The 24,907-nt window shown below is 31.5% G+C and carries 20 protein-coding genes; 8 read left to right on the plus strand and 12 right to left on the minus strand.

Annotated elements, in window-relative coordinates; translation table 11 throughout:
- A partial coding sequence (locus G0Q09_RS11255) for an IS91 family transposase (RefSeq protein WP_219034940.1) occupies positions 1–483 on the plus strand: 483 nt, incomplete at its 5' end.
- Positions 484–715: 232 nt separating this feature from the next.
- On the opposite strand, the gene uvrA is transcribed toward G0Q09_RS11255, so the two are convergent.
- Together uvrA and G0Q09_RS11265 are read right to left on the minus strand one after the other, a co-directional pair.
- Entirely contained in the window at positions 716–3,541 is a 2,826-nt protein-coding gene (gene uvrA / locus G0Q09_RS11260) for an excinuclease ABC subunit UvrA (RefSeq protein ID WP_219034941.1), read from the minus strand.
- 86 nt (positions 3,542–3,627) lie between these two features.
- Positions 3,628–4,665 (minus strand): GyrI-like domain-containing protein, encoded by a 1,038-nt coding sequence (locus G0Q09_RS11265; RefSeq protein ID WP_219034942.1) that lies wholly within the window; start codon positions 4,663–4,665, stop codon positions 3,628–3,630.
- A gap of 104 nt (positions 4,666–4,769) precedes the next feature.
- Between G0Q09_RS11265 and G0Q09_RS11270 the strand changes: the two genes are divergently transcribed.
- Positions 4,770–5,360, plus strand: a complete 591-nt coding sequence (locus G0Q09_RS11270; protein ID WP_180905983.1) for a DUF937 domain-containing protein — start codon at positions 4,770–4,772, stop codon at positions 5,358–5,360.
- A 199-nt stretch (positions 5,361–5,559) separates the two neighbouring features.
- Positions 5,560–6,909, plus strand: coding sequence for an NADP-specific glutamate dehydrogenase (gene gdhA / locus G0Q09_RS11275; protein WP_219034943.1), 1,350 nt, complete (start codon positions 5,560–5,562; stop codon positions 6,907–6,909).
- Positions 6,910–6,998: 89 nt separating this feature from the next.
- Here the strand turns inward: gdhA and G0Q09_RS11280 are convergent, their stop codons facing one another.
- Together G0Q09_RS11280 and G0Q09_RS11285 are read right to left on the minus strand one after the other, a co-directional pair.
- Positions 6,999–7,676, minus strand: a complete 678-nt coding sequence (locus G0Q09_RS11280) for a response regulator transcription factor (protein WP_219034944.1) — start codon at positions 7,674–7,676, stop codon at positions 6,999–7,001.
- Positions 7,666–8,988 (minus strand): sensor histidine kinase, encoded by a 1,323-nt coding sequence (locus G0Q09_RS11285; protein WP_125350246.1) that lies wholly within the window; start codon positions 8,986–8,988, stop codon positions 7,666–7,668. Before G0Q09_RS11285 ends, G0Q09_RS11280 begins: the two co-directional genes overlap by 11 nt.
- A 122-nt stretch (positions 8,989–9,110) precedes the next feature.
- On the opposite strand from G0Q09_RS11285, the gene G0Q09_RS11290 reads away from it, so the two are divergent.
- A complete protein-coding gene (locus G0Q09_RS11290; protein WP_219034945.1) occupies positions 9,111–11,477 on the plus strand; it encodes an outer membrane beta-barrel family protein in 2,367 nt (788 codons plus the stop codon).
- Positions 11,478–11,524: 47 nt separating this feature from the next.
- Positions 11,525–11,983 carry a GNAT family N-acetyltransferase gene (locus tag G0Q09_RS11295; RefSeq protein ID WP_181816280.1) on the plus strand — a complete coding sequence of 153 codons (459 nt, stop codon included), beginning with the start codon at positions 11,525–11,527 and terminating at the stop codon, positions 11,981–11,983.
- Positions 11,984–12,011: 28 nt separating this feature from the next.
- Here the strand turns inward: G0Q09_RS11295 and G0Q09_RS11300 are convergent, their stop codons facing one another.
- From G0Q09_RS11300 to G0Q09_RS11320, 5 genes are all read right to left on the minus strand, one after another.
- Positions 12,012–12,188 (minus strand): hypothetical protein, encoded by a 177-nt coding sequence (locus G0Q09_RS11300; protein WP_219034946.1) that lies wholly within the window; start codon positions 12,186–12,188, stop codon positions 12,012–12,014.
- A gap of 17 nt (positions 12,189–12,205) precedes the next feature.
- On the minus strand, positions 12,206–12,955 hold the full coding sequence (locus G0Q09_RS11305; protein ID WP_219034947.1) for an SDR family NAD(P)-dependent oxidoreductase: 750 nt from the start codon (positions 12,953–12,955) through the stop codon (positions 12,206–12,208).
- Positions 12,956–12,959: 4 nt separating this feature from the next.
- Complete coding sequence (locus G0Q09_RS11310; protein ID WP_219034948.1) at positions 12,960–15,785, minus strand: AsmA family protein; 2,826 nt, start codon at positions 15,783–15,785, stop codon at positions 12,960–12,962.
- Positions 15,786–15,848: 63 nt separating this feature from the next.
- A complete protein-coding gene (locus G0Q09_RS11315) occupies positions 15,849–16,475 on the minus strand; it encodes a carbonic anhydrase (RefSeq protein ID WP_219034949.1) in 627 nt (208 codons plus the stop codon).
- 6 nt (positions 16,476–16,481) lie between these two features.
- Positions 16,482–16,760, minus strand: a complete 279-nt coding sequence (locus tag G0Q09_RS11320) for a GNAT family N-acetyltransferase (protein ID WP_125350239.1) — start codon at positions 16,758–16,760, stop codon at positions 16,482–16,484.
- A 268-nt stretch (positions 16,761–17,028) separates the two neighbouring features.
- Here G0Q09_RS11320 and dnaN point away from each other — a divergent pair, with 268 nt between their 5' ends.
- Genes dnaN through G0Q09_RS11335 form a run of 3 tightly spaced genes read left to right on the plus strand, consistent with a single transcriptional unit; the run spans position 17,029 to position 21,061 of the window.
- Positions 17,029–18,147 carry a DNA polymerase III subunit beta gene (dnaN, locus tag G0Q09_RS11325; RefSeq protein WP_219034950.1) on the plus strand — a complete coding sequence of 373 codons (1,119 nt, stop codon included), beginning with the start codon at positions 17,029–17,031 and terminating at the stop codon, positions 18,145–18,147.
- Positions 18,148–18,183: 36 nt separating this feature from the next.
- Positions 18,184–20,613, plus strand: coding sequence for a phenylalanine--tRNA ligase subunit beta (pheT, locus tag G0Q09_RS11330; protein WP_219034951.1), 2,430 nt, complete (start codon positions 18,184–18,186; stop codon positions 20,611–20,613).
- Between the two features lie 13 nt (positions 20,614–20,626).
- Entirely contained in the window at positions 20,627–21,061 is a 435-nt protein-coding gene (locus tag G0Q09_RS11335) for an META domain-containing protein (protein WP_219034952.1), read from the plus strand.
- Between the two features lie 37 nt (positions 21,062–21,098).
- On the opposite strand, the gene G0Q09_RS11340 is transcribed toward G0Q09_RS11335, so the two are convergent.
- The 3 genes from G0Q09_RS11340 to G0Q09_RS11350 all read right to left on the minus strand — a co-directional run bounded on the left by G0Q09_RS11340 (position 21,099) and on the right by G0Q09_RS11350 (position 24,848).
- Positions 21,099–22,475 (minus strand): AAA family ATPase, encoded by a 1,377-nt coding sequence (locus tag G0Q09_RS11340; RefSeq protein WP_219034953.1) that lies wholly within the window; start codon positions 22,473–22,475, stop codon positions 21,099–21,101.
- Between the two features lie 139 nt (positions 22,476–22,614).
- Positions 22,615–23,913 (minus strand): cation:proton antiporter, encoded by a 1,299-nt coding sequence (locus G0Q09_RS11345; protein WP_125350234.1) that lies wholly within the window; start codon positions 23,911–23,913, stop codon positions 22,615–22,617.
- A 92-nt stretch (positions 23,914–24,005) separates the two neighbouring features.
- Positions 24,006–24,848: an OmpA/MotB family protein gene (locus G0Q09_RS11350; RefSeq protein ID WP_181816279.1), complete on the minus strand. Its 843-nt coding sequence runs from the start codon at positions 24,846–24,848 to the stop codon at positions 24,006–24,008.
- Positions 24,849–24,907: the final 59 nt, after the last annotated feature.

Below are 24,907 nucleotides of genomic sequence, written 5' to 3' on the forward strand. Positions count from 1 at the left end.
ATCTTAGAAAGTTTGTTTGAAAAGCATTGGGTTGTTTATGCCAAACGGTCATTTGGCGGCCCAAAACAAGTGATTGAGTATCTGGGTAGATATACCCACAAGGTAGCCATTAGCAACCATCGCATTACAAATGTAACCCATCAAGAAGTTACTATCAATTATAAAGATTATAGAGACGGAAGTGAAACCAAGCAACTCACATTAAAAAACGAAGAATTCGCCCGCCGTTTTAGCTTGCATGTTTTACCGAAACGATTTGTTCGCATACGGCACTACGGAATTTTAAGCAGCAGTTGGAAACGTGGCAAACTACAGCAGTTACAAGAAGAATTACACGTTGCGCGAGCATTAGTAGAGCCTAAAACACAACATCGAAAATGTTATTGTTGTAAAGTGGGGAATCTGGTTACGTTGCACGTTTTTGGACAAAGAGGTCCGCCAGAAAAGTATCTTATCGGAAACAAACTTGCTTCTGTGAATTAACTTTTACGGGTAAGGGAATTTGTGTTTAAAGCACAAAAAAACAGCCAAAACGCATGAAGAAATACAACTTCAACCACAAAAAAAACAGTAATCCTAAAATTACTGCTTGTATATCTTAAAGCCACATTTCGAAAACCCCATAATACATAAAGCTACTCCGGTTCCGTTCAACGGGCTTTCATCTCTAGCCCTCCGGGCAAGACGAAAGCTTAGTTATTAGATGGATTTTTTTTTATTTCAATTCGTCTTTCAAGAATTTTCCTGTCACACTTTTCGGATTCTTAATGATTTCTTCTGGCGTTCCTTCTGCCACAATTTTTCCACCTTTGCTTCCTCCGTCTGGACCAATATCAATCACATAATCGGCTAATTTTATCACATCCAAATTATGTTCGATAATGATAACAGTATTTCCAAAATCTACAATTTTATTGATTACTTTCATCAACACATTTACATCTTCAAAATGCAAACCTGTTGTCGGTTCATCTAAAATATAAATTGTTTTTCCTGTTTGTTTTTTAGCTAATTCTGTTGCTAATTTCACACGTTGCGCCTCTCCTCCACTCAATGTTGTAGACTGCTGACCAAGCGTAATGTAACCCAAACCTACATCTTGCAACATTTTGACATAACGATATATTTTCGGAATTGCTTCAAAGAATTCTACCGCTTCATTTACCGTCATTTCTAACACATCCGAAATCGATTTTCCTTTGTAACGAACTTCAAGCGTTTCACGATTAAAACGTTTTCCATTACATGTTTCACATTCGACATGAATATCAGGTAAAAAATTCATTTCAATCACACGCAAACCTGCTCCTTGACAAGTTTCACAACGTCCATCTTTTACATTAAATGAAAAACGTCCAGGCTTGTAACCTCTAATTTTGGCTTCAGGTAAATTTGTAAACAACGTACGAATATCAGAGAAAATTCCCGTATAAGTCGCGGGATTAGAACGAGGCGTACGACCAATTGGCGACTGATCCACTTCGATTACTTTATCCAAATGCTCTAAACCTTCAATTTTTTTGTAAGGCATTGGATCTTTTTCTGCTCTAAAGAAATGTTGATTCAGAATTCTGTATAATGTTTCATTAATCAACGTTGATTTTCCAGAACCGGAAACACCCGAAACCACAACCAATTCACCCAAAGGAATGGTAAGATTGACATTTTTAAGATTATTTCCTGATGCACCAAAAAGTTTCAATTCTAATCCATTACCTTTTCTTCGTTCTTTTGGAATTTCGATTTGCAACTGATTGTTTAAGTATTTTGATGTTAATGTATTTGATTTCAACATTTGTTCTGGTTCACCTTCCCAAACAATTTGACCGCCATTTTTCCCTGCTTTTGGTCCAACATCAACCACATAATCCGATTCTAAGATCATATCTTTATCGTGTTCTACAACCAAAACCGAATTTCCGATATCGCGTAATTTCTTCAACGAATCTATCAATCTGACATTATCGCGCTGATGTAAACCAATACTTGGCTCATCTAAAATATACAACACATTCACCAGTTGAGAACCAATTTGAGTAGCCAAACGAATTCGTTGTGCCTCGCCTCCAGAAAGGGTTCTTGAAGAACGATTAAGACTCAAATAATCTAATCCAACATCTAATAAAAAAGATAAACGTGTATAAATTTCTTTCAGAATCTCGTGCGCAATTTGTTGTTGATTCGAAGTCATCGAAACTGGCGCATTTTCAATCCATTTTTGCAACGATTGAAGATCCATTTCCGCAACTTCACCAATATTTTTATCATCGATACGAAAGAAAAGTGATTCTTTTTTAAGACGTTTCCCTTCGCAACTTGGACAAATAACTTTCTTTCCAAACTTTTTGCTAATCGAACTTGAAGACGGATTATTTTTATCTTCCATAATTTCAGAAAGAAATTCATTCAATCCTTCAAAATCGATTTTATATGTTTTTTTAACTGATGCAAACTTAAGATCAACATTCAATGTTTCTTTCAAACCATTCATTACATCATCAATCAAAGCTTGAGGAAGTTTCTTGAATGCTACTTTCTGGTCTATATTATGTTTGACAAAAATCGCTTCCAATTGTTTTTCTATTCGAGAAGATGATTTTAACGTCTCAAATAATTCTTCCAAATTATCAAACAACGATTTATCTTTATCTTGAAATAATTTTTCGTGATTTACCACTTTCAACTCACCTAAACCTGTACACGTCGGACAAGCACCTTTTGGTGAATTGAACGAAAATGTATTAGGTTCTGGCAACGCATATGACATTCCTGTCGACGGACACATCAACGAACGAGAAAAGAATTTCGTTTCATTGGTTTCGTAATCCAAAATCATCGTAATCCCATTACCTTGTTGCATTGCATGATCGATACTTGAACGCAAACGTTGATCGTTCACATTATCATTCAGCAACATTTTATCCACCATCAATTCGATATCATGCGTTTTATAGCGATCTAACATCATTCCTGGTGCAATATCTTTCAACTCGCCATCAATGCGCATTTCAAGAAAACCTTTTTTAGAATATGTCACAAAAACCTCTCGATAATGACCTTTTCTTGAACGTACAATTGGTGCTAAAATCGCAATTTTCTTTCCGCTGTATTGCGCACGAATCAATTCAATGATTTGCTCTTCTGTGTAAGCAACCATTTGTTCGTTTGTTTCAACAGAAAAAGCCGTTGAAGCACGTGCATACAACAAACGAAGAAAGTCATAAATTTCTGTAATTGTACCAACAGTAGAACGCGGATTTTTATTGGTCGTTTTTTGCTCAATGGCAATAACTGGTGATAAACCATCAATTTTATCAACATCTGGACGTTCCAAACCACCTAAAAATTGACGTGCATAAGCCGAAAAAGTTTCGATATAACGACGTTGTCCTTCTGCATAAATCGTATCAAAAGCCAACGAAGATTTTCCACTTCCACTCAAACCCGTGATTACCACAAGTTCGTTTCGAGGAATCTTTACATCAATATTTTTCAGATTATGTTCACGTGCACCGTAAACTTCAATAAAATCTTTGTCCATGTTCGTTTGTAAGAAGTTGCAAAAATACAAAAAAAGCCACATTCCTGTGGCTAAGTGTACTTTAAAAATTGTTAATTCTTAAGTATTTATTGTTTTTTAATTGGAATATAAATTCGAGAAATTAGTTTTAAACTATCTGTTTCCTTCGGATCGTTTAACATAATTTCTAATTGTTTTGTATCCAGTTGTAATTTTTTAGATTTTGCATAATTCTTCATTTTCTCGATTGTTTGCGCACGCTTAGAACGAGGTCCTAAATGCAATGTCAACAAATAATCTCCACCAGGAACAACCACTTTTTTCATCTCTTTTTGCAAAGGCAAATCTTCTATTAATTGTATTCCAGCAAAAAATGTTGTCTTATCTTTTTCTTTATCAAAATCAGTAAAGTAGACATATGGAAAACCTAAATCGAAATCAAAACCACCTTCATCTTTATTCATTAACGATTTATAAATCACCTCAAAAGCACCATCTACTTTATCCATTATATCTTTTTCCGCTAAACTTGATTGTTTACGAATCGCTAATAAATTTGTTCGACCTAATTCTACAATTCGATATTCACCATAATTCAATCGTCCTTCTTTTTGATCCTTATCTAATCTAACTTTCACTTTTTGATTTAGGTTATCCAAAGATTTTTCAAATTTAGATTCAGGATTTTTGAAAAAAGCAAAATAGCGGTAGAAATAAGGAATTTCTTGACTTAAATAATTCAATTTTGCAGTTGTTTTCCCATTTTCTTGTTGTTCAAATTTGACATTCAAACTATCTAATTTTTCCCAACCATCATATTTTATCGTATAATTAACGAAACGATTAATCGAAAAATTTTCAATCGTTACTTTTCCTGAAGCAATTGAAGCATCTTCTGAATCCCATATCATATAATTTTCGTCCTCTTCTTTTGTATTCGAAAATTTCTTGATTGTCAAAGAATCCGAAGCTGTAAATTGTTGCCATTTCGAGAATTGACGAAGATTATAAAATTCGTCGTACACCAAACCAACAGGTGCATCAAATTCATATTGCATTTCTTCGTCGAAACGATTCGGTAAAACGATTGGTAATAAAGCCAAAACCGCAATAATGATTACTAAAAAAAGATTTATTTGTTTCATTTACAAAATTGATTGTACAAAAATAGAAATACTTTGTAGGACTCTTAATATTAATCTGAATTAATCTTTTAAAAATAGTATATTTGAGTAAATAATATAAACTTATGGACTTTACTAATTTAATTCAAGGAGCAATGGGACAACAAATTGTTGGTTCTGCTGCAAAACAATTAGGGATTAATGAATCTCAAGCTCAAACTGCTGTTGCAGCAGCTGTACCTTTTTTATTGTCTGCTTTAAATAAAAATGCACAAGGCGGAGGTGCTGAAGGAATTTCGAATGCTTTGAATCAACATGACGGGAGTATTTTGGATAATCTTTCTGGATTTTTAGGTCAAGGAGGAAACCAACAAGATGGATTAGGAATTTTAGGTCACGTTTTAGGAAATAAACAACAAAATGTAGAATCTGCAATTTCTCAACAATCTGGATTGAATACAGCACAAGTTACTCAAATTTTAGCGTTAGTTGCGCCAATTGTAATGGGCTACTTGGGTAAACAAAAACAATCTGCTGGATTAGATTCAAATGGGATTGCTGGTTTATTAGGCGGTTTAGTTGGTGGTTCTACAACTCAAACAAACCAAAGCGGAGTAAATTTAGGAGGTTTCGAAAAATTGTTAGATCAGGATGGTGATGGACAATTAGGAATTGGAGATGCCATGAGTTTATTGGGTGGATTTTTCAAAAAATAAGTCTTGTCTTAAACTGAATAAAAATACAAAATTTATTAAGCAGGAAATTTTCCTGCTTTTTTTGTTTCAAAAATTATCAACCTATATATTCTAAGTATTCGAAATTATCAAATTCATAAATATTAAAAGTTTGATTTAAAAAATATATTATTTTATTTGTTATTTAATATAATTTTATCAACAATAAAACACAAATAGCATGGATACTTTATTTTACTCAGAAAAATTCATTCAAAGAATTAAATCAAAAAACCCTAACGAAAAAGAATTTTTACAAGCAGTTGAAGAAGTTTCCGAAACCATTTTACCATTTGTAGAAGAAAATCCTAAATACAAGAAATTCAAAATTCTTGAAAGAATTGCAGAACCAGAGCGCATTATTCAGTTTAGAGTAACTTGGGTTGATGACAAAGGCGAAATCCAAATCAACAAAGGTTATCGTGTACAAATGAATTCTGCGATTGGTCCTTACAAAGGCGGTTTGCGCTTTCATCCATCAGTTAATTTATCTATTCTTAAATTCTTAGCTTTTGAACAAGTTTTCAAAAATAGCTTGACAACTTTACCTATGGGTGGCGGAAAAGGTGGTTCTGATTTTGATCCAAAAGGAAAATCTGACATGGAAATTATGCGCTTCTGCCAATCTTTTATGAGCGAATTATCTCGTCATATTGGTGCTGATGTAGATGTTCCCGCTGGTGATATTGGTGTTGGAGGAAGAGAAATTGGTTATTTATTTGGTCAATACAAACGAATGCGAAACGAATTTACAGGTGTTTTAACTGGAAAAGGTTTGGAATATGGCGGTTCTTTGATTCGTCCTGAAGCAACTGGTTACGGTTTATTATATTTTGTAGAATGTATGTTAGCCGAAAAAAAAGAAACCTTAAAAGGAAAAACAGTTTCTATTTCTGGCTCTGGAAATGTTGCACAATATGCTGCTGAAAAGTCTTTAGAATTGGGTGCTAAAGTGGTAACACTTTCTGATTCTTCTGGATATATTTATGATGAAGATGGTTTTGACACAGAAAAATTAAAGGTCATTTTCAAAATTAAAAATGATGATTATGATAGAATCTCAAAGTATGTTGATTATTATCCAAATGCTAAATTTTTCTCCGACCAAAATCCTTGGAAAGTCCCTTGTGATATAGCTTTGCCATGTGCAACACAAAACGAATTGGATTTGCAAGATGCTCAAACTTTACATCTCAACGGATGCAAATTGGTTGCAGAAGGTGCAAATATGCCAACAACTCCCGAAGCGGTTCATTATTTTTTGGATCATCAAATTTTATACGGTCCTGGAAAAGCTGCGAATGCTGGTGGTGTTGCAACTTCTGGATTGGAAATGTCTCAAAATTCGATCCGTCAAAATTGGAACAGAGAAAAAGTAGATTATCGATTAAAAGAAATTATGATAAAAATTCATCACCAATGTAAAAAATATGGAAAAGGTGAATTTCAAGAAAATATAAATTATTACAAAGGCGCTAATATAACTGGTTTCGTAAAAGTTGCCGATGCTATGATTGCTCAAGGAATATAAAAATCCATTTATAAAATTCGGTTCCCTTTACTGAATTTAGAATTCAATTGTTTGTTATTAAAGCTGGACTTCTGTTCAGCTTTATTTTTTTAGAGTGGAAAATTAATTTTAAAACCAATACCTCGAACAGATTCAAATTTTATCATTTCGTCGTTCTGAAAATATTTGCGCAAACGTGTCATAAAAACATCCAAACTTCTACCCATAAAATAATCGTTTTCGCCCCAAATTTTTTCTAAAATCTCTTTTCGACTCACTAATTTTTGATTATTCTGAATCAAGAAACTCAACAATTCTGCTTCTTTTTCTGTTAACTGAAATTTTTCTTCTTGATAAGATAATTGCAATTGATTTGGATGAAAAACATAAGTTCCAATTTTTATCAATTTTTCTAAAACAGGTTGATTTCGTTTCAAAATATTTTTTATTCTCAAAACCAATTCTTCAGGATCGCAAGGTTTTGTGATGTAATCATCTGCACCTAATTTCAAACCTAAAACACGATCAAAACTTTGCGCCTTAGCAGTCAAAAATAAATATGGAATTGTAATGGTTTCGGCTAATTTTTTCGCCAAAGAAAAACCATCAATTTCGGGTAACATGACATCAAAAATGATTAATTGAGCTGATTCCAACGATTCTATTTCCTTCAATAGTTTTTGTGGATGATCAAACCAAGTCACTTCAAAATCAGAAAATTCTAGATATTGTTTGAGAACAGTTCCCAAATCTTGATCATCTTCTACTAAAATTAATTTAGTTTTCATTCGGCAAAATGATTAAAAATTGAACACCTTTGTCTTTATTATTCTGAACGTTAATTGTTCCTAAATATCGTTCGATTGTATTCTTGACCAAAAATAATCCAACACCCAAACCGCTTACATTTTGGTTAATAGAACGATTCACACGATAATATTTATCAAAAATAAGAGGCAAATCATTGGTTGGAATTCCAATTCCATTATCCGAAAAATTCAATGTTATTTTTTTTTGAAATTTAAAATCTAATACAATTTCAGTAGCTCCATATTTGACTGAATTTTCAATTAAATTCTGAGCAATTTGTTTAAAATCGTTTGTTTTCAGTACATTATTTTTCTCGAAAATACTTTGATTAATAAGTTTAATTTCTGGATATTGAAGTTGAATCTTTTGGATAATTTCATTCAAAATAACCTCATCTAACAATTCAGAATTTTCGTCATTTTTTACAAAAATAGAATCAACAGTTTGCTCCAAACGATTAATTTGTCTGTTCATCATTTGTTGCGTTTCTGGATGTTGAACTTGATGCAAAGCAAATTTCATCGTCGTAATTGGCGTATTCAATTCATGCGCAATAGAGTCTATTGTCAAATGTAATTGATTGATTTTTTCTTCTTGTTTCGATAAATTTTTAAGACTTTTCCAATACAAAAAGACAATTAATCCAACAATCAACAAACTCACAATGATTAAAGGAATAATTTTCTTGAGAATTAAAAATTTCAAATTCAGTAATTCAAAATCTGTCTTTCCTCTAATTTTATATTTATGACGTTCATTTTTATTAATTCCTAAATCAGAATCTGTTTGATTACTAATATCATCCGATGACCAAACACTTTGATTAATATTAGTTGGTTTCGCAATTTTATTTGTCGTTTCGTAAATCACATACTTTTTCTTTGGCAATAATTCTTTATGATTCAATTCATCATAAACCGAATAAACATCTGTACGAAGCGCTATTTCAAAATTATTTTCCTTAGAATAAACGTCTAATAGAGAATCTACAATTGGCGTATAAATCTCATAATTATAATCTACTTTCGTTCGAATTATTTGTAATTCATCAAACTGTTTTTTTTCATCATGATTCAGTTTTTTGAAATAATCTAAAATCTTATCATCATTAGAATCTGTTTCATATTTTGACATAAAATTCATCACTTTAACTCCAATTTCACACGCCTCTTTATTCATATCTTTCTCAATCAATCGATACAAATTGTAGATATAATACCCTTGCAATGCAACCAAAACGATCAATGCAAAAGAGAAAATAAATGTATAATGTTTTTTAGATAATTTCATAAGCTTTCCATCAATTCAAAAATACATTGTTTTCGCACATAAATTACACATTAACTCATCGTTAACCGTTCATTAACCAAGTAAAATCGAAACTTGAAAGAGATTTGTTAAAAATCTGAACCATGAAAATAGTAATAACATTTTTTCTGCTACTTCCAAATTTAATTTTTGCACAAATTATTTCTGGAAAAATTATCGATGAGCAAAATCAACCAATCAAAAATAGTTCAATTGAAGTTGAAATTCCTTCACAAGATCCGATTGTAACTGAATCGAATGAAAATGGTGAATTTAATTTTGAGCTTCATCAAGCACAATCATTTACAATTTATATTAAAGAATTTGGTTACCAAGAACTTGAAAAAACATATCAAGCCAACTCAGAAAATTCTTTGATTATCACGCTTCAAAAAGATGAAACAATTAACTTAAAAGACGTTGTTGTTTCTGGTCAAAAACCTTTGTTGAAACGAAAAATTGATCGAATAGAATTTAATGTCGAAAATACGCCTTTGCAAAATTTAAGTGCTTGGGATATCGTGAAAAACACGCCAAATGTTCTTCTAAAAAATGAACAGTTAAGTGTGAGAGGAAATACGCAAATTTTAGTCACAATTAATGATAAAAAAACATTAATGTCCCAAGATGATTTGAAACAATTGTTGGAAAATACTGATGGTGCAACAGTTTCTTCGGTTGAAGTCATTACCAATCCGCCTGCAAAATATGAAGCTTCTGGAAGCGCGATTATAAATATTAAAATGAAGAAAAATGTGCTTTCTGGTTACAAAGGACAAATTGCGACACGTTATCATCAATCTATTTATAGCAAAGGAATGCTGGGTACTACCCAATCTTACAATACAGAAAAATGGCAATTGACAGGAAGTTATTATTTTGTGAATGGAAAATATGTTCGCAAGAATTTTGATGTAACAACTTATGAAAAAGATCAGACACGCTGGGAAAGTGACATGATTCGTCGAACAGTTGCGAAACAACAACATATTTACAACTTTGCTTCTCAATATTCAATTGATAGTTTACAGAATTTTCAGTTTGGAATAAATGGTTCTAGAAATCCTGCTTCAATTGGGAATTATAACGTTCCGACAAATATTTACAATACAACAAATAATCAACTTGAATCATTTTATAAAACACAAAATCATCGTCGCGAAGCTTCAAATAATTTTAATACGTATTTGGTTTATGACAAAAAAATTGCGAAAAATAATTTGACTTGGAGTAACAATTTTAGTCATCGTTATTACAAAGAAAATCAAGATGTTTTAACAAAACTGAATTTCAAAGATAAACCTTATGAAGAAAATCGTTTTTTGAGTGCTGCACTTCAAAAATTGAATCTATTTTCTACACAAATTGATTATAGTTTCACTAATGAAAATTTCGGCTTGGAAGCGGGAGCGAAATATAGTTTTGTAAAGAATGATAATGATTTGGATTTCTTTGAATCGATCCAAAATCAAATCGAATATCAACCCGAAAAAAGTAATATTTTTGATTACAAAGAACAGATTTTTGCGTTGTATATTTCTGGAAATTACAAATGGAAAAAATGGGAAGCAAAAGCTGGTTTGAGATCTGAAACAGCTCTTATAAATACGATTTCTGATAATCCAATTAGCCAAAATAAACGAACAAACACCGATCTTTTTCCAACTTTATACGTCATGTATAATTTTGAAAATACTGGACAAATTGGTTTGAATTATGGAAAAAGAATTGATCGACCAGATTATAATTTCTTGAATCCTTCAAAATCATATTACAATCTGTTTTCTTATTTTCAGGGCGATGCCAATGCAATTTCTACGATTATTCACAATTTGAGTTTATCTTACACTTTGAAAGATTGGAATTTTGAAGCCTATTATCGATACGAGAAAAATCCAGCGATGGAAATTTCTATTCAAAATCCTGAAACTTTCGAAACAGTTTATCATTTTACAAACATCAAAAATGGAGAAGCTTTTGGAGCAAATCTTTCGAAAAATTTTAATCTAAAATCGTGGTGGAAACTGAATTTATTTACATTTGTGGAATATAATCAAAATTATTTTTTCGGACCAGATCAACAACAATACAAAAATGATGTGTTTACTTATTATATTTCTTTAAGCACTCAATTGGATTTAGACAAAGCAAAAACATTTAATATTTCGACAGGATATCATTATAATTCCCCAGCTATTCAAGCTTCATTTGATATTAGTTCTTCTCAAAATACATATTTGATTTTAAACAAAAAAATATGGGATAAACGTTTCGAAATTGGTTTGGTTTTCAATGATATTTTTAAAACTGATCGCAATACTATTTCTACGAAATACGCAAATCAAAATCAATATTTCAAAGATTATCGCGATACGCAATATTTTATTTTGAATTTGAAATACAATTTCGGAAATCAAAAAGTAAAAGAAGCGAAACAAGCACAAAAAACAACGGAACAGAATAGAATTTAGCGCTACAAAAAACGTAAGTTTTATTAAATTTGAGCAAAAGAAATAATATGAATTCAATAAAAATCATTCGAACAAATTCTTCTAACAAAGATTTTGAAGAATTGGTAACAGAATTAGATAAAGATTTAGCGATAAGAGATGGAGAATTTCATTCTTTCTTTTCTCAATACAATAAAGTTGACAAGATAAATCACGTTGTTATCGCCTATTTGAACGAAAATCCTGTTGGTTGCGGCGCAATAAAACATTATTCTGACACAACAATGGAAGTGAAAAGAATGTATGTAAACCCTGATTTTAGAGGAAATAGAATTGCGGCAAAAGTTCTGAATGAGTTAGAAAATTGGACAATCGAATTGGATTATGAACGATGTATTTTGGAAACTGGATTGAAACAACCCGAAGCAATCGCTTTGTATGAGCGATGTGATTATACAAGAATCGAAAATTATGATCAATACAAAAACGTCGAAGAAAGTGTTTGTTATGAGAAAATATTGAACTAAAAAAGCTGAGCGTTGCTCAGCTTTTTTATTATTTATTAGATTGTTTTACCATTTTGTTCATTTCGGATGCCGTAATTTCACCATCCATAATCATGTACATTTGTTGATCATCGCTATTAATGCTCATCAATACATTTTTAAAAACTTTCGCATTTGCATTTTCCGTTAAAAAGCGAATTTTACTTCCGTCCTTATTTATCGACATCAATTTTTCGAAATAGATTATTTTTTCAAGAAAACAGTTCCTCCAGCTTGCGCTTTTGGAAAAATTGTAACATCAGCAATTTGTACATGTTCTGGTTGTTGCAACAAATACTCTATTGCATTTGCAATATCCTCTCCAGCCAATGGTTCAAAACCTTTGTATACATTATCCGAAAGTTCTTGATTTCCTTTGAAACGAACCAAAGAAAATTCTGTTTCTACCGCTCCTGGCGCAATATTGGAAACTTTGATTCCGTAAGGTAACAAATCATAACGCATTCCTTTGCTTAACGATTCTACCGCCGCTTTCGACGCACAATATGTTCCTCCATTTGGATAAACTTCTTTTCCCGCAATCGAAGAAAGGTTGATGATATGCGCATTTGATGATTGTTTAAGAATTGGAATAATTGCTTTCGAAACGTAAATTAATCCTTTTACATTGATATCAATCATTGCTTCCAAATCCTCCAAATCAGCTGTATCAAAAGGTGCTAATCCGTGCGCATTTCCCGCATTATTGATTAAAACATCAATATTTTTCCACTCATTTTCTAAACTTTCTACTGCATTAAAAACAGCTTCCTTGTCTCGAACATCAAATTGAATGGTTTTTACTTCCGTAATTTGACTCAATTCTGCCTGAATTTCATCTAATCGTTCTTGACGACGCCCACACAAAATTAAACGATAATTTGGTGCTAATTTCTTTGCTGTCGCCATTCCTATGCCAGATGTTGCTCCGGTTATGAAGACTGTTCTTTTCATTTTCTTAAATAATTAAAAGTGCTTTTTTAAGACCGTCTAAGATACAAGCTAAAAAGAAATTAAAAAATGATTTATCCTGTTTTCGTTCGATATTTTCTACTTTTTCTTCTTTCATTTTTCCACGAGAATCATTCTTTACCGCTGCATTTCCAACTGCTGATAATAATTTCCTTTTCGAACCATCATCACGCAAAACATTCACTTTCAAATTTTGATAATCTATTCCAAAATTTCCTCCAGCAACTTTATCATTTCCATCAAAATTAAATTTTATTTGATTGAAAAATCCATCAACAGAAACCTTAAGATATGGTTTCACAAAAGGATCGAGATTTTTTGCAGGAAGTTTTGAAATTGAACCATTGATATTAAATTTCTCTGAACGATTCATTGGATTAAATGTCCAATTTGCACGCAAATCTCCATTCATAAATTCTGAATGCCAATCAACATCAACGTTTGGTAAAGATATTTTACGATAACCCGAATTGACATTTTTAACCCTTGCATTTATCGACGAAAACGTCAATTTTCCTGTTCCAATACTTTTAGCCGTTTCCTCTTCATATTCTAATTTAGAGTTGACCAATTGCAACTGTTTCACCCCTAAATCGAATTTCATTTCACGTAATTTTTGTGAAAACATTGTTTTACGTTTTGTGTCATCAGGTGGAACCAAACTTCTATAAATATTTGCATAAAGCTGGTTCAATTTTATTTGATTCGCTTTCAAGAAAAAATCTTTTGAAGGCGAAATTCCCCATTGTATACCGTTTCCTTGCAATTGTTTCACAGAAACAGTATACAAATCAGCTTGTTTTTGCAAAGATGCAGTATATGCTTTTCGAGTAAGTTTTGGTGTCAATTTTAATTGATTTAACGTCAAATTTCCATTCTGAAACTGCAAAGCTCCAGTAGTCATCTTATATATTTTTCCTAAATCAAAATCGATTCCCGAAGATTTCAGTAATACAGATTTATACGAAAAAGGAATCGCTTCTTGAATTGTTTTTGGATCAACATTAATTTGATTAAACGCTAACTGAATTTGCTTCAATGTTAAATTCGGCGTTTTTTGTTGATAAGGAATCACATCTAAATGTCCATTTACCAACGAAATTTTATCGACTTTTATAACATCGTTAAATTCTTTTGACGTTTTTCCTTCTCGTTGCGCCACTCGTCTGGGCTGTCCATAAATCGTAAATTTTGGATTTTTGAAAATAACCTGATTGATTCGAAGTTCTTTCCCATAATCATTTTTCAATCCTAAAACCGTCAAATTAACATTATTGAAATCAAATTTTTGTAAAGCAATAAAACGTGATTGCTTGATTTGAATTGTATCAATTCCAAGGTTAAAATTAATCAAGAACTTTTCTGTTACTTTTTCAACTTTCTTCGCAATAACTTTTTCATTCTTTTGATCGATGATTTTCACATTTACCTCATCCAATTTGATTGAGTTTGTATGAAAATAAAAATCACCATTTTTTATTCCCCAACTGTTATTATTCAACGTCAAAATTGGCGCTTCGACATCTAATAATGTATTTGATTTAGTATAATTTTGATTAAATTGATTTTTTGAAATTAATGGTTTCATTTTGAAATTTTTCAGAATCAATTTCTTTTCAGTTAAATCAAAATTAGATGCTGTTAAGGTATGCATTTCATTCAATCGATAATACATCGAATCCAACTTAATACGAAAAGTTTTATAATCAATCGGAATATCATTTGTGCGTGTCAACGCATTCATTTTTATTCCTTCGATATTTAACGCCACATTATTTATTGCATATTTTACCGTTTTTGCATTCGAGTAGAGTGAACGAATTTTACCGTTTTCTATTTGCAACTTTTTGATATTAATTAACTCCGCATCTTCCGTTTTTATGCTTACTTTTTTGATTGATTCTTTCTCAACTTTATTCTCTGGTTTAGCAGAAATAATGGTAATTTTTGGCTTTTTGAATTTAATTAAATCTGTTTTAAAATATAATTTATCTTCTGAAGTAAATCCCCAATCCATCTTAGAAAGCGAAAGAAGTGGCGATTCAATATCTAATAAATCATTTTCAGAATCGTTTTGAACGTACATTTTTCCGTTCATTTTAAGTGGTTTCATCAAGAAATTATCCAACTCAAAATCAGTTTCATTAAAACGAACTTTTCGTGCTCTAATCAATTGTTGATCTTTAACCACAAAAAACATCGAATCTAATTTAATATCAAAAGCAGAATATCTGAACGGAATTTTTTTGTCCGCTGTTCGCTCATTGAAACGAACACCGTCAAAATCAATCGAAAAATTAGAAACATTTGCAATATGTTTTTTCCCTGATTGAGAATACAAATTGAATTCGCCGTTGTTTATATTTACATTGGAAACATCAATACTTTGACCAACTTTGGATTGCGCTGTATCTTTTTTGACCGAATCTTTTTTCTCTTTAAGATAATAATTTACAGAGGGATTATTGATGTTGATTGAATATGCTGTAACTTCTTTTTTGGTAATTAATTTTATAAAATTGATACCGACAACATTTATTTCTTTCACTTTTCCTGTTGCATCAATCGAATCCTTTATCAACAAAGAATCTTTTGGAGAAACTTCAACATTTTTTAGTGATAAAGACGAATTAAAAATAGAAAAGCTCAAATCTTCGTAAGTCAGATTATAAGCCGTATCGTTTTTTTCTGCAATGATTTTTGGAAGTCGATCATTCAGAAAATAGGAGATGTAAAAACTTAAAATAAAAAGTACCGCAATAATAGAAATTAAAGCGATACCTATTTTTTTTATCCAACGGTTTTTAATCATTGATATAGTTTGGTTAACAGTCTTAAGAACAATTATTATACCAGATATAACAAAATGTTAAATTTATTCGTTGATATCGTAGATTTCTTTGATATTTTCTAAGATTTTATCGAAGTTTAAATTCAAATCAATTAATTTCCCAGTAAACAAATCGAACACCCAACCGTGTACTTCCAATCCATTTTCCATAGCACGTTGCACGAAAGGATTTTTTACCACATTTACACATTGTTCTTGTACATTTAACTCTACCAAACGATTATAGCGCATTCCTTCGTTTTCGATTGCATTTAATTCTTCTGAATGTAAACGATAAACATCTCGAATATTACGCAACCAAGGATTCATCATTCCTAAATCTTTCGGAATCATTGCAGATTTAATCCCTCCACAATTATAATGTCCACAAACTATAATATGTTTCACTTTTAGGTGTTCTACCGCATAGTCTAAAACAGAAGTGGTATTCATATCCAAACTAATTACCATATTAGCAATATTGCGGTGTACAAAAACCTCACCTGGCTCCGCTCCCAACAACTCTTCTGCCGTCACACGACTATCCGAACAACCAATGTAAAGCACTTCTGGATTTTGACCAGCCGAAAGCTTATCAAAATATTGCTCGTCTTGTCCTAAACGTTTATTTACCCACTCTTGGTTGTGTTCAAAAACTTTTTCTAAATTCATAATTTTCTAAATTACATCTTGTACTTCTGGATGTTTACCAACATAAACGCTCACATAACTACAAAATGGAATGATTTTCAACTGATTTTTTCTTGCGTAATCTACAGCTTCTAACACTAATTTTTCGGCCAAACCTTGTCCTCTCAATTCGGGATTAACACCTGTATGATTAATCAACATTTGTTTTTCTTTCAGCATAAAAGTTAATTCACCAACTTCTTTATTATTCTCATCAAGAAGTATAAAAACTCCATTTTTTCCTTCTAAATTCAATTCAATTTTCATAGAATAGTATTTTAAATTCAAATTAATCTTTTTGGATGAGATTTGGTCAAAAAGATTTGTTAAAAGTCTCGATATACAAGACAAATTTACGGGTGAAAAGTTTTTAATTCAAAGAAAATTTAAACAAATAATAACAATCAATTTACAATCATCTTTCTATTTGATAATCAACAACAAGCCATTCTATATAATATTTAATGTATAGGTTTGAGTTTTTTACTTGATTATTTATTACATTTGTTAGATATTTTAAGGAAATATTCTTCATATGAAATTTATTGTATCGAGCAACACGTTATTAAAAAATGTTAACTTAATCGGAGGGGTTATTAACTCTAATAATACTTTACCAATCCTTGATAATTTTTTATTCGAATTGGATGGTAGCCAATTAACTATCACTGGTTCTGATTTAGAAACAACAATTTCAACAACTTTAGAAGTTGAGTCTAATGATAATGGAAAAATTGCAATTCCATCAAAAATCTTAACTGACACGTTGAAAACTTTCCCTGCGCAACCGCTTACTTTTATCCAAAAAGAAGGAAATACGTTGGAAATTGTTTCAGAACAAGGAAATTATCAGTTAGCATTCGAAGACGCAAACGAATATCCTCAAACGCCAGATATCGAAGACGCAAGCTCTACAACACTTAGTGCAAGCATTTTATCAGAAGCAATTATCAAAACTATTTTTGCGACAGGAAACGACGAATTACGTCCAATTATGACAGGAGTCTTCTTCCAAGCAAATGCAGATATTTTCCGTTTTGTTGCTACAGATGCGCATCGTTTGGTAAAATATACTCGCAATGGCTTAGACAATTTACAAGCTGCTGAATATATTATGCCGAAAAAACCACTTAACTTATTGAAAAATATTTTAGGAGGAAATAATGACAATGTAACAATCGAATATAACAATACAAATACACGTTTTTCATTCCAAAACATCGTGTTAACTTGTCGTTTGATTGATGGTAAATATCCTAATTATGAAGCGGTAATTCCAAAAGAAAATCCAAATGTATTAACGATTAACAGAAACTTATTCTTGACATCTTTGAAACGTGTGGCAATTTTCTCTAACAAAACAACAAACCAAGTTCGATTAAAATTAGTTGGAAATTCATTGACAATTTCTGCTGAAGATATCGATTTTGCAAACAAAGCAGAAGAAAGACTTCCTTGTGATTACAACGGAACTGACTTACAAATCGGTTTCAATTCTCGTTTCTTAATCGAAATGTTGAACAATTTACAATCAGAAGAAATAACATTAGAAATGTCTGAACCAAATCGTGCAGGAATCATCAAACCAGTTGATGGACTAGAAGATGGCGAAGAAATCTTAATGTTAGTTATGCCAGTTATGTTAAACGCATAATCAAAAAGAATACATAAAATTCATTTATACAATACAATGAAAATTTCATACAATTGGCTAAAAACCTACATTGATACAGATATCACACTTGATGAAGTGTCTTCAACACTTACAAGTACGGGTCTAGAAGTTGAAGGTGTAGAACAAGTAGGTGGAGCTAAAAATTATTTGGAAACCGTATTAGTTGGTAAAGTTTTATCAGCTGTGCCTCATCCAAACGCAGATAAATTAAGAGTTACTAAAATAGATTTAGGAGACGGAAAAGAAACGCAAATTGTTTGTGGAGCTCCTAATGTTGCAGAAGGTCAAAATGTTCCTGTTGCAACTGTCGGAACGGTTTTACCTTCACCAGATGGTGAATTTAAAATCAAGAAGGCAAAAATTCGTGGTGAAGAATCTTTCGGAATGATTTGTTCTGAAGTAGAATTAGGAATTGGTACAGATCATTCTGGTATTTTAGTTTTACCAGAAGATTTAAAACCTGGAACTTCTACGTTCGACCTATTCGGAAAAAATGATGAAGTTGACCACGAAATCGAAATTGGTTTAACGCCAAATCGTGCGGATGCAATGTCACATTTTGGTGTAGCGCGTGATTTACATACGGCCCTTAAAACTCGTGATATCGCGTCAACATTCAAAACATATGATGTATCAAATTATCCTACGACAGATTTCGGAAAAAATCCTATTTCTATCGAGGTTAAAGATACAGAAGCAGCGCCTCGTTATGCAGGTATTTACTTAAAAAATGTAAAAGTTGCTGAGTCGCCAGATTGGTTAAAAAATCGTTTAAAAGTTATAGGATTATCGCCAATTAATAATGTGGTTGATATTACCAATTATATTTTACACGATTTAGGTCAGCCTTTACATGCTTTTGATGCAGCTAAAATTGAAGGAAATAAAGTAATCGTTCAGAAATTAGCAGAAGGAACAAAATTCACAACTTTAGATGGCGTTGAACGTACATTAAAAGGACATGAATTGATGATTTGCAACGAGAATAATCCAATGTGTATTGCTGGAGTTTTCGGAGGAAAAGATTCTGGAGTTTCGGATGCAACGACAACTATTTTCTTAGAATCAGCATATTTCGAGCCAGTAACAATTCGTAAAGGAGCGAAAGCACATGCATTAAATACGGATGCTTCTTTCCGCTTTGAACGTGGAATTGATCCTAACATAACTATCGACGCGTTGAAGAAAGCTGCGATGATGTTAGTTGAAATTGCTGGTGCTGAAATTGCATCTAATATTGATGATATTTATGCAAATCCTATTCAAAACTTTAATGTAAAATTACGTTTACATAAAGTGGTTGAATTATTAGGAGTTGAAATTCCAGAACATAAAATCAAATCGATTTTAGAAAATTTAGAAATTAAAATTTTGTCAGAAAATAATGGAGTTTTAGATTTAGAAGTTCCTGCTTATCGTGTAGATGTACAACGTGATGTAGATTTAATCGAAGATATTTTGAGAATTTATGGATACGATAATATCGAAATTCCTTCAAAATTCTCGTTTTCTTATGTTCCAAATCAAAAAGTTAGTCCAGATAAAATCGAAGATTTTATTGCGCGTCAATTGATTTCTTTCGGATTCAATGAAGCGATGAATAACTCGTTAACGAAAAAAGAATACGAACAAGTTTTCTTTTATCCAGAAGGAGAAAGTGTTGCCATGTTAAATCCACTTTCAGCTGATTTAGCTGTAATGCGCCGCACTTTGTTGAATGGTTTATTAGAAAATGTTGCGTTTAATATCAACCGTCGTAATTCGGATGTTAAATTATTCGAATTTGGGAAAATTTACCGCAAAATTGATGGTATTTACGAAGAAAATAAATGTTTAGGAATCGTTCTTTCAGGAAACTTTAATAGCGAATCGTGGACAGGAAATTTACGTAAAGCTTCATTTGCTGATTTGAAAGGTTTGATTAAACAAATTTTTGTTCGATTAGATATTCAAATTACAGATGAGTTACCTGCAAAAGATGATAATTTCTTAGATGGAATTGAATTTGTTTCTGCTCAAAAATCATTAGGAAAACTTGGAATCATCAGCAAAAAATTAGCAAAAAAATTAGGCGTTAATCAAGATGTTTTCTTTGCTCAATTAAATTGGGATGCAATGGTTGCTTTAGCAAACAAACACGATTTGAAATACAAAGAAATCTCTAAATTCCCAGGTTCTCGTAGAGATTTAGCTTTATTGCTTGACTCTTCTGTGAAATATGAAGAATTGTACAAAGCGACAAAAGAAGTGAAAACGAATTTGTTGAAAGCTGTTAATTTATTCGACGTTTACGAAGGAGATAAATTGCCAGTTGGTAAAAAATCGTATGCTTTAAGTTTTATGATTCAAGACGAAAATAAAACATTAAGCGATCAAGAAATTGATGGTTTAATGAATAAATTAATCAAATTGTATCAAGAAAAATTCAACGCTGAGTTGAGATAAAATATTCCGAAAAATGAAAAAGATTGTAACTTTATTTTCAGCAACTATTTTGATGAGTTTTATAGCAACTTCTTGTTCTACAAGCGCAAGTACTGCTAAAATTAAACCTAAAGCGGAAGTTTCGATTTCAAATCAAAATTGGTATTTGATCAACGATAACAACGTAGTAAAAGGTTTGTACGATAAAGACGTGATGTTGGTTATTGACGAAGCTAATTCGACTGTAAGTGGATTTGCAGGTTGCAACAATTTCAATGCTTCTTTTACAAAAGTTAGCGGCGTTACAAGCTTTGTTAATTTTTCTGAAACTAAAATGGCTTGTCCTAATTTGCAAGAAGAAAAAGCATTTTTATCGATGTTGAAAAGTGTAAATCGTTACGAAGTTTCAGGAAAAGAATTACATCTTTACAAAAGCAATATTTTATTATTAAAATTCAAAACAATTTAGTTTTTATAATAAAAAAGCTCCTTACAAGGAGCTTTTTTTATGTTTCTTTATTTTCTTCTACCGATTTTATCTCAACAGTATCATCACTTTGCTTGAAACCAATTTTAGTAATCGGAATTTCTTTTGATGATAAATAAAACTCTAAATCAGCATTTAATTCGATCAGACGATGCGGAAAATCTTGACCAACATTTTGCTTGGCTTCTGTTAAGAAAATTGCGCAATGTTTTAAATAATCAGGCGTTAATTTCGATTTTGCTTCTTGAAATGCAGAAAACAATACCTTTTCTGTCATCACAATATTTTTCGTTTCATCTTTTCTGTATAATGCATATAAACGTTTTTTAAGCGATTGTGTAAAATCAATCATCATTGTATTTGAGAAAATTTTCATTTCAGCCGCATAAGGCGTCCAGAAATCTTTGTTCAACGCATTTTGATTTTTCAAAATTGATAATAACGGAGAATCTTGCGCCAAATTCGTAGTCATGTGATGTAGAAGTAATTGTTTGCGCTCGTCAAAAGTTGGAGGAAAAATCGGAATATGTAAATCAAAACGACCAGGTGCAACGATTTCATCATTCAAATTTGCTAAAGATTCAACAGCTCCAACAATCAAAAGTTCTTTCGTATCATTTTTCTGAATATGTCTAAGAACGGAATAAAACAAATCGACCATTTCGGGATAAATGGTATTTACAGAAGTAGAATGTAATATTTCGTCGAACGAATCAATAAACAATAATGTTTTAGGTTGATTCATCTTTTTTGAAAGAAAATCGGAGAATTTATTCTTTTTGTTATCAAAATTCCCAACTAAATAATCATTGAAAATATGTACAAATTCGTAACCAATCATATCCGCTATTTTCTTTGCCCAATATATTTTCCCACTACCTGGAGGTCCATACAAAATCAAGCCAGCAGGTTTTGAGATTCCCCAACTTTCTCCTTGATCTTTGCTAATAAATGGATCTAACATATCAGTCATATAAAAATACAAATCGGTATAACCAACTAAACTTTTACCAGAAAAATCTTCGCATTGCGGAAATGCTTTTTCTATAAACGGATATTTTCCCCCAATGTAAGAATGAATCAAATAACTTGACACTCCCGTTTTCATCTGCTTTGCAACCTCGGCAGGAATTCCATTTGTTACAAAAAAATGAAGCACTTCTTCTTCTTTCGCTCCAATTGTTTTAGCGATTTCTTCTATTGTTTTTTCTTTGGAATAATCTTCGGCATATCTTTTTAAGAAATCTTTATTCTCTTCCGAAAATGTTATAAATTGTTGTGTTACATTAAAATTTTCGTCAATACAAAAACTCAAATCAATATTAAAATCATTGATAAAATTCTGTAAACTTCCTAAAGATATTTCGAGTTGATTAGATAAATCTTTTAATTTCATTCTGTTGGCTTGTTCTAATTTCTATTAAAAATAAAGATTAATTCGTGAACTAAACCATTTTAAGTTCTAAACTTCTGTTAAAGGAACAAGCGCATCTATAGATGCGCTTGTTCCTTTTAATTGTATATTTTATAATTATTTACAATTTAGATGAATTAAGATAATCTTCCATTTCTTCTTTATTTGCTTCATCAGATTCGTCTTTTAGAACACGATGAGCCACTTTACCTACAGTTAAACCTTGAATAACGATTGAAAATAAAACAACGATGTATGTAATCTCTAATAACAAATCTTTCCATTCCGAATTTGGCATCGAAAGAACTAATGCAATTGAAACTCCTCCACGAATTCCTCCCCAAACCAAGACAATAAGTGAACCTTTAGAAAAAGTGTTTTTTCTTAAAATAGTACGAGCTGGAATAACAATTGATAATGTTCGAGATAATAGGACTATAAAAATTGTGGCAATTCCTAATAGAATTTGATCCATTAAATCTTCTATTAACAACAATTCGAAACCTATAAAAAGGAATAAAATGGCGTTCATTATTTCATCAATAAGCTCCCAAAATTTGTTTAAATAATCTTGAGTTGTTTTACTCATTGCGAATTTTTTTCCATAATTTCCGATTATTAAACCTGCGATAACCATAGCTAAAGGGCTCGAAACATGAAGTTCTTTTGCAATCAAAAATCCTCCCATTACAATCGATAATGTAATTAAAGCTGAAACTTTATAATCATCAATTTTTTTCATCGAATTAGACGCTGTAAATCCAAGTAATAATCCAAGTAAGATTCCGCCACCAGCTTCCATCAAGAATAATTTTGAAACACTTGCAAAATCAGCATCAAAGCTTGGATTAGTTGCTATTTGTAAAACTACTGCGAACATTACAACGGCCACACCATCATTAAACAGTGACTCTCCTGTAATTTTTGTCTCAATAATTTTAGGAACTTTTGCTTGTTTCAAAATTCCTAATACAACGATTGGATCAGTTGGAGAAATTAATGTTCCGAACAATAAACAATAGATATACGGAATTTGAATACCAAAATATGGCGCAATGTAATATAAAATTACTGATATAATAAATGCTGATAATACTACTGATATTGTAGCATAAGTAGCAATTGTCCATCTCAAGTTTTTCAAATCGAGAATATTAACGTGCATTGCGCCTGCAAAAAGCAGAAAATTAAGCATTGCGCCCATCAATATTTCATTGAAGTCTAAACTATTAAAGAGTTGAAACATGTCTTTTGTAGCATCAGGAAAATAGCTATCTCCCAATAAACGGATAGCGATAGATACTAACATGGCGATAATCATAATTCCAATTGTTCCAGGTAATTTTAGGAATCGAAGGTTTGCATAAGAAAATAATGCAGCAAGAACAATTAGAACCGAAAAAGAATAATATAGTTCCATTGGTATTGATTGATTAAAATTTGGAAAAAGTTACAAAAAAAGAGCCACTATAAAGTGGCTCTTTCTATATTAATTTGATTTTTTTATCAAAATTAGTTTTTTGGAGCTTGCCCAATTAAATCCATAAATTGATCTAACTTAGGTAAGATAATAATTTGTGTACGACGGTTTTTAGATTTTCCTTCCGCAGTAGCATTTGTAGTTAATGGGTTATATTCTCCACGTCCACCAGCTGTTAAACGTTTACCATCAACACCGTATTGGTTTTGTAATGCTTGTACAACAGAAGATGCACGTAAAGCAGATAAATCCCAGTTGTTACGGATGTTTGGTTTAGAAATTGGCACATTATCTGTGTTACCTTCAATCAATACATCGTAATCTTTATAATCGTTGATGATTTTCGCAATTTTACTTAAAGTTTCTCCTGCAGCAGGTGAAATTTCGTAGCTACCAGATTTGTACAACATGTTATCAGCTAACGAGATGTAAACAACACCTTTTAATACTTTAACATCAACATCTTTTGCTTCATTGCTAGATAAAGAACGCGTTAAGTTGTTTGTTAAAACCATATTCAAACTATCCGATTTGCTTTTCGCATCGATCAAATGTTTGATGTATTTGTTAGACTGATTGATTTCGTTCACTAATTCAGAAACGTTTTTAGAACCACCATTAATACAATTTTTCAATTGTTCTTGTAATTGTTTAATTTGATTTCTTTCACTCTGAACTGTGTTTTCGTACTGACCTTGGTTAGATTCAAAATTAGCTAATTTAGCTTTCGCTACAGCCAATTCTGTTTGACATCCTTGGTTCTCAGAATAAGCAGAATTGAATTTATTTTGTAATTCATCATACTTCTTCTGACTCACACAACTAAATAAAGTTGAAGCAGCGATAACCGCTACTGGCAAAATTGAAACTTTCATAATTATTTTTTTTATTTCAGTTATACGAATATATGTTATTATTTTTTATTGCGAGTATA

This window comes from Empedobacter falsenii, from assembly GCF_019308355.1.
In the GTDB taxonomy this organism is placed as follows: domain Bacteria; phylum Bacteroidota; class Bacteroidia; order Flavobacteriales; family Weeksellaceae; genus Empedobacter; species Empedobacter falsenii_B.

What these genes read in the sequence shown, in the direction of transcription:
- G0Q09_RS11320 (WP_125350239.1), bottom strand. Translation starts at nt 16,760, where the DNA reads ATGAAAATTGAATTGAATTTAGAAGGAAAAAATGGAGTTTTTATACTT.
- G0Q09_RS11310 (WP_219034948.1), bottom strand. Translation starts at nt 15,785, where the DNA reads ATGATTAAAAACCGTTGGATAAAAAAAATAGGTATCGCTTTAATTTCT.
- G0Q09_RS11305 (WP_219034947.1), bottom strand. Translation starts at nt 12,955, where the DNA reads ATGAAAAGAACAGTCTTCATAACCGGAGCAACATCTGGCATAGGAATG.
- G0Q09_RS11335 (WP_219034952.1), top strand. Translation starts at nt 20,627, where the DNA reads ATGAAAAAGATTGTAACTTTATTTTCAGCAACTATTTTGATGAGTTTT.
- G0Q09_RS11290 (WP_219034945.1), top strand. Translation starts at nt 9,111, where the DNA reads ATGAAAATAGTAATAACATTTTTTCTGCTACTTCCAAATTTAATTTTT.
- G0Q09_RS11270 (WP_180905983.1), top strand. Translation starts at nt 4,770, where the DNA reads ATGGACTTTACTAATTTAATTCAAGGAGCAATGGGACAACAAATTGTT.
- G0Q09_RS11340 (WP_219034953.1), bottom strand. Translation starts at nt 22,475, where the DNA reads ATGAAATTAAAAGATTTATCTAATCAACTCGAAATATCTTTAGGAAGT.
- G0Q09_RS11300 (WP_219034946.1), bottom strand. Translation starts at nt 12,188, where the DNA reads ATGTCGATAAATAAGGACGGAAGTAAAATTCGCTTTTTAACGGAAAAT.
- uvrA (WP_219034941.1), bottom strand. Translation starts at nt 3,541, where the DNA reads ATGGACAAAGATTTTATTGAAGTTTACGGTGCACGTGAACATAATCTG.
- G0Q09_RS11345 (WP_125350234.1), bottom strand. Translation starts at nt 23,913, where the DNA reads ATGGAACTATATTATTCTTTTTCGGTTCTAATTGTTCTTGCTGCATTA.
- G0Q09_RS11265 (WP_219034942.1), bottom strand. Translation starts at nt 4,665, where the DNA reads ATGAAACAAATAAATCTTTTTTTAGTAATCATTATTGCGGTTTTGGCT.
- G0Q09_RS11285 (WP_125350246.1), bottom strand. Translation starts at nt 8,988, where the DNA reads ATGAAATTATCTAAAAAACATTATACATTTATTTTCTCTTTTGCATTG.
- gdhA (WP_219034943.1), top strand. Translation starts at nt 5,560, where the DNA reads ATGGATACTTTATTTTACTCAGAAAAATTCATTCAAAGAATTAAATCA.
- G0Q09_RS11295 (WP_181816280.1), top strand. Translation starts at nt 11,525, where the DNA reads ATGAATTCAATAAAAATCATTCGAACAAATTCTTCTAACAAAGATTTT.
- G0Q09_RS11315 (WP_219034949.1), bottom strand. Translation starts at nt 16,475, where the DNA reads ATGAATTTAGAAAAAGTTTTTGAACACAACCAAGAGTGGGTAAATAAA.
- dnaN (WP_219034950.1), top strand. Translation starts at nt 17,029, where the DNA reads ATGAAATTTATTGTATCGAGCAACACGTTATTAAAAAATGTTAACTTA.
- G0Q09_RS11280 (WP_219034944.1), bottom strand. Translation starts at nt 7,676, where the DNA reads ATGAAAACTAAATTAATTTTAGTAGAAGATGATCAAGATTTGGGAACT.
- pheT (WP_219034951.1), top strand. Translation starts at nt 18,184, where the DNA reads ATGAAAATTTCATACAATTGGCTAAAAACCTACATTGATACAGATATC.
- G0Q09_RS11350 (WP_181816279.1), bottom strand. Translation starts at nt 24,848, where the DNA reads ATGAAAGTTTCAATTTTGCCAGTAGCGGTTATCGCTGCTTCAACTTTA.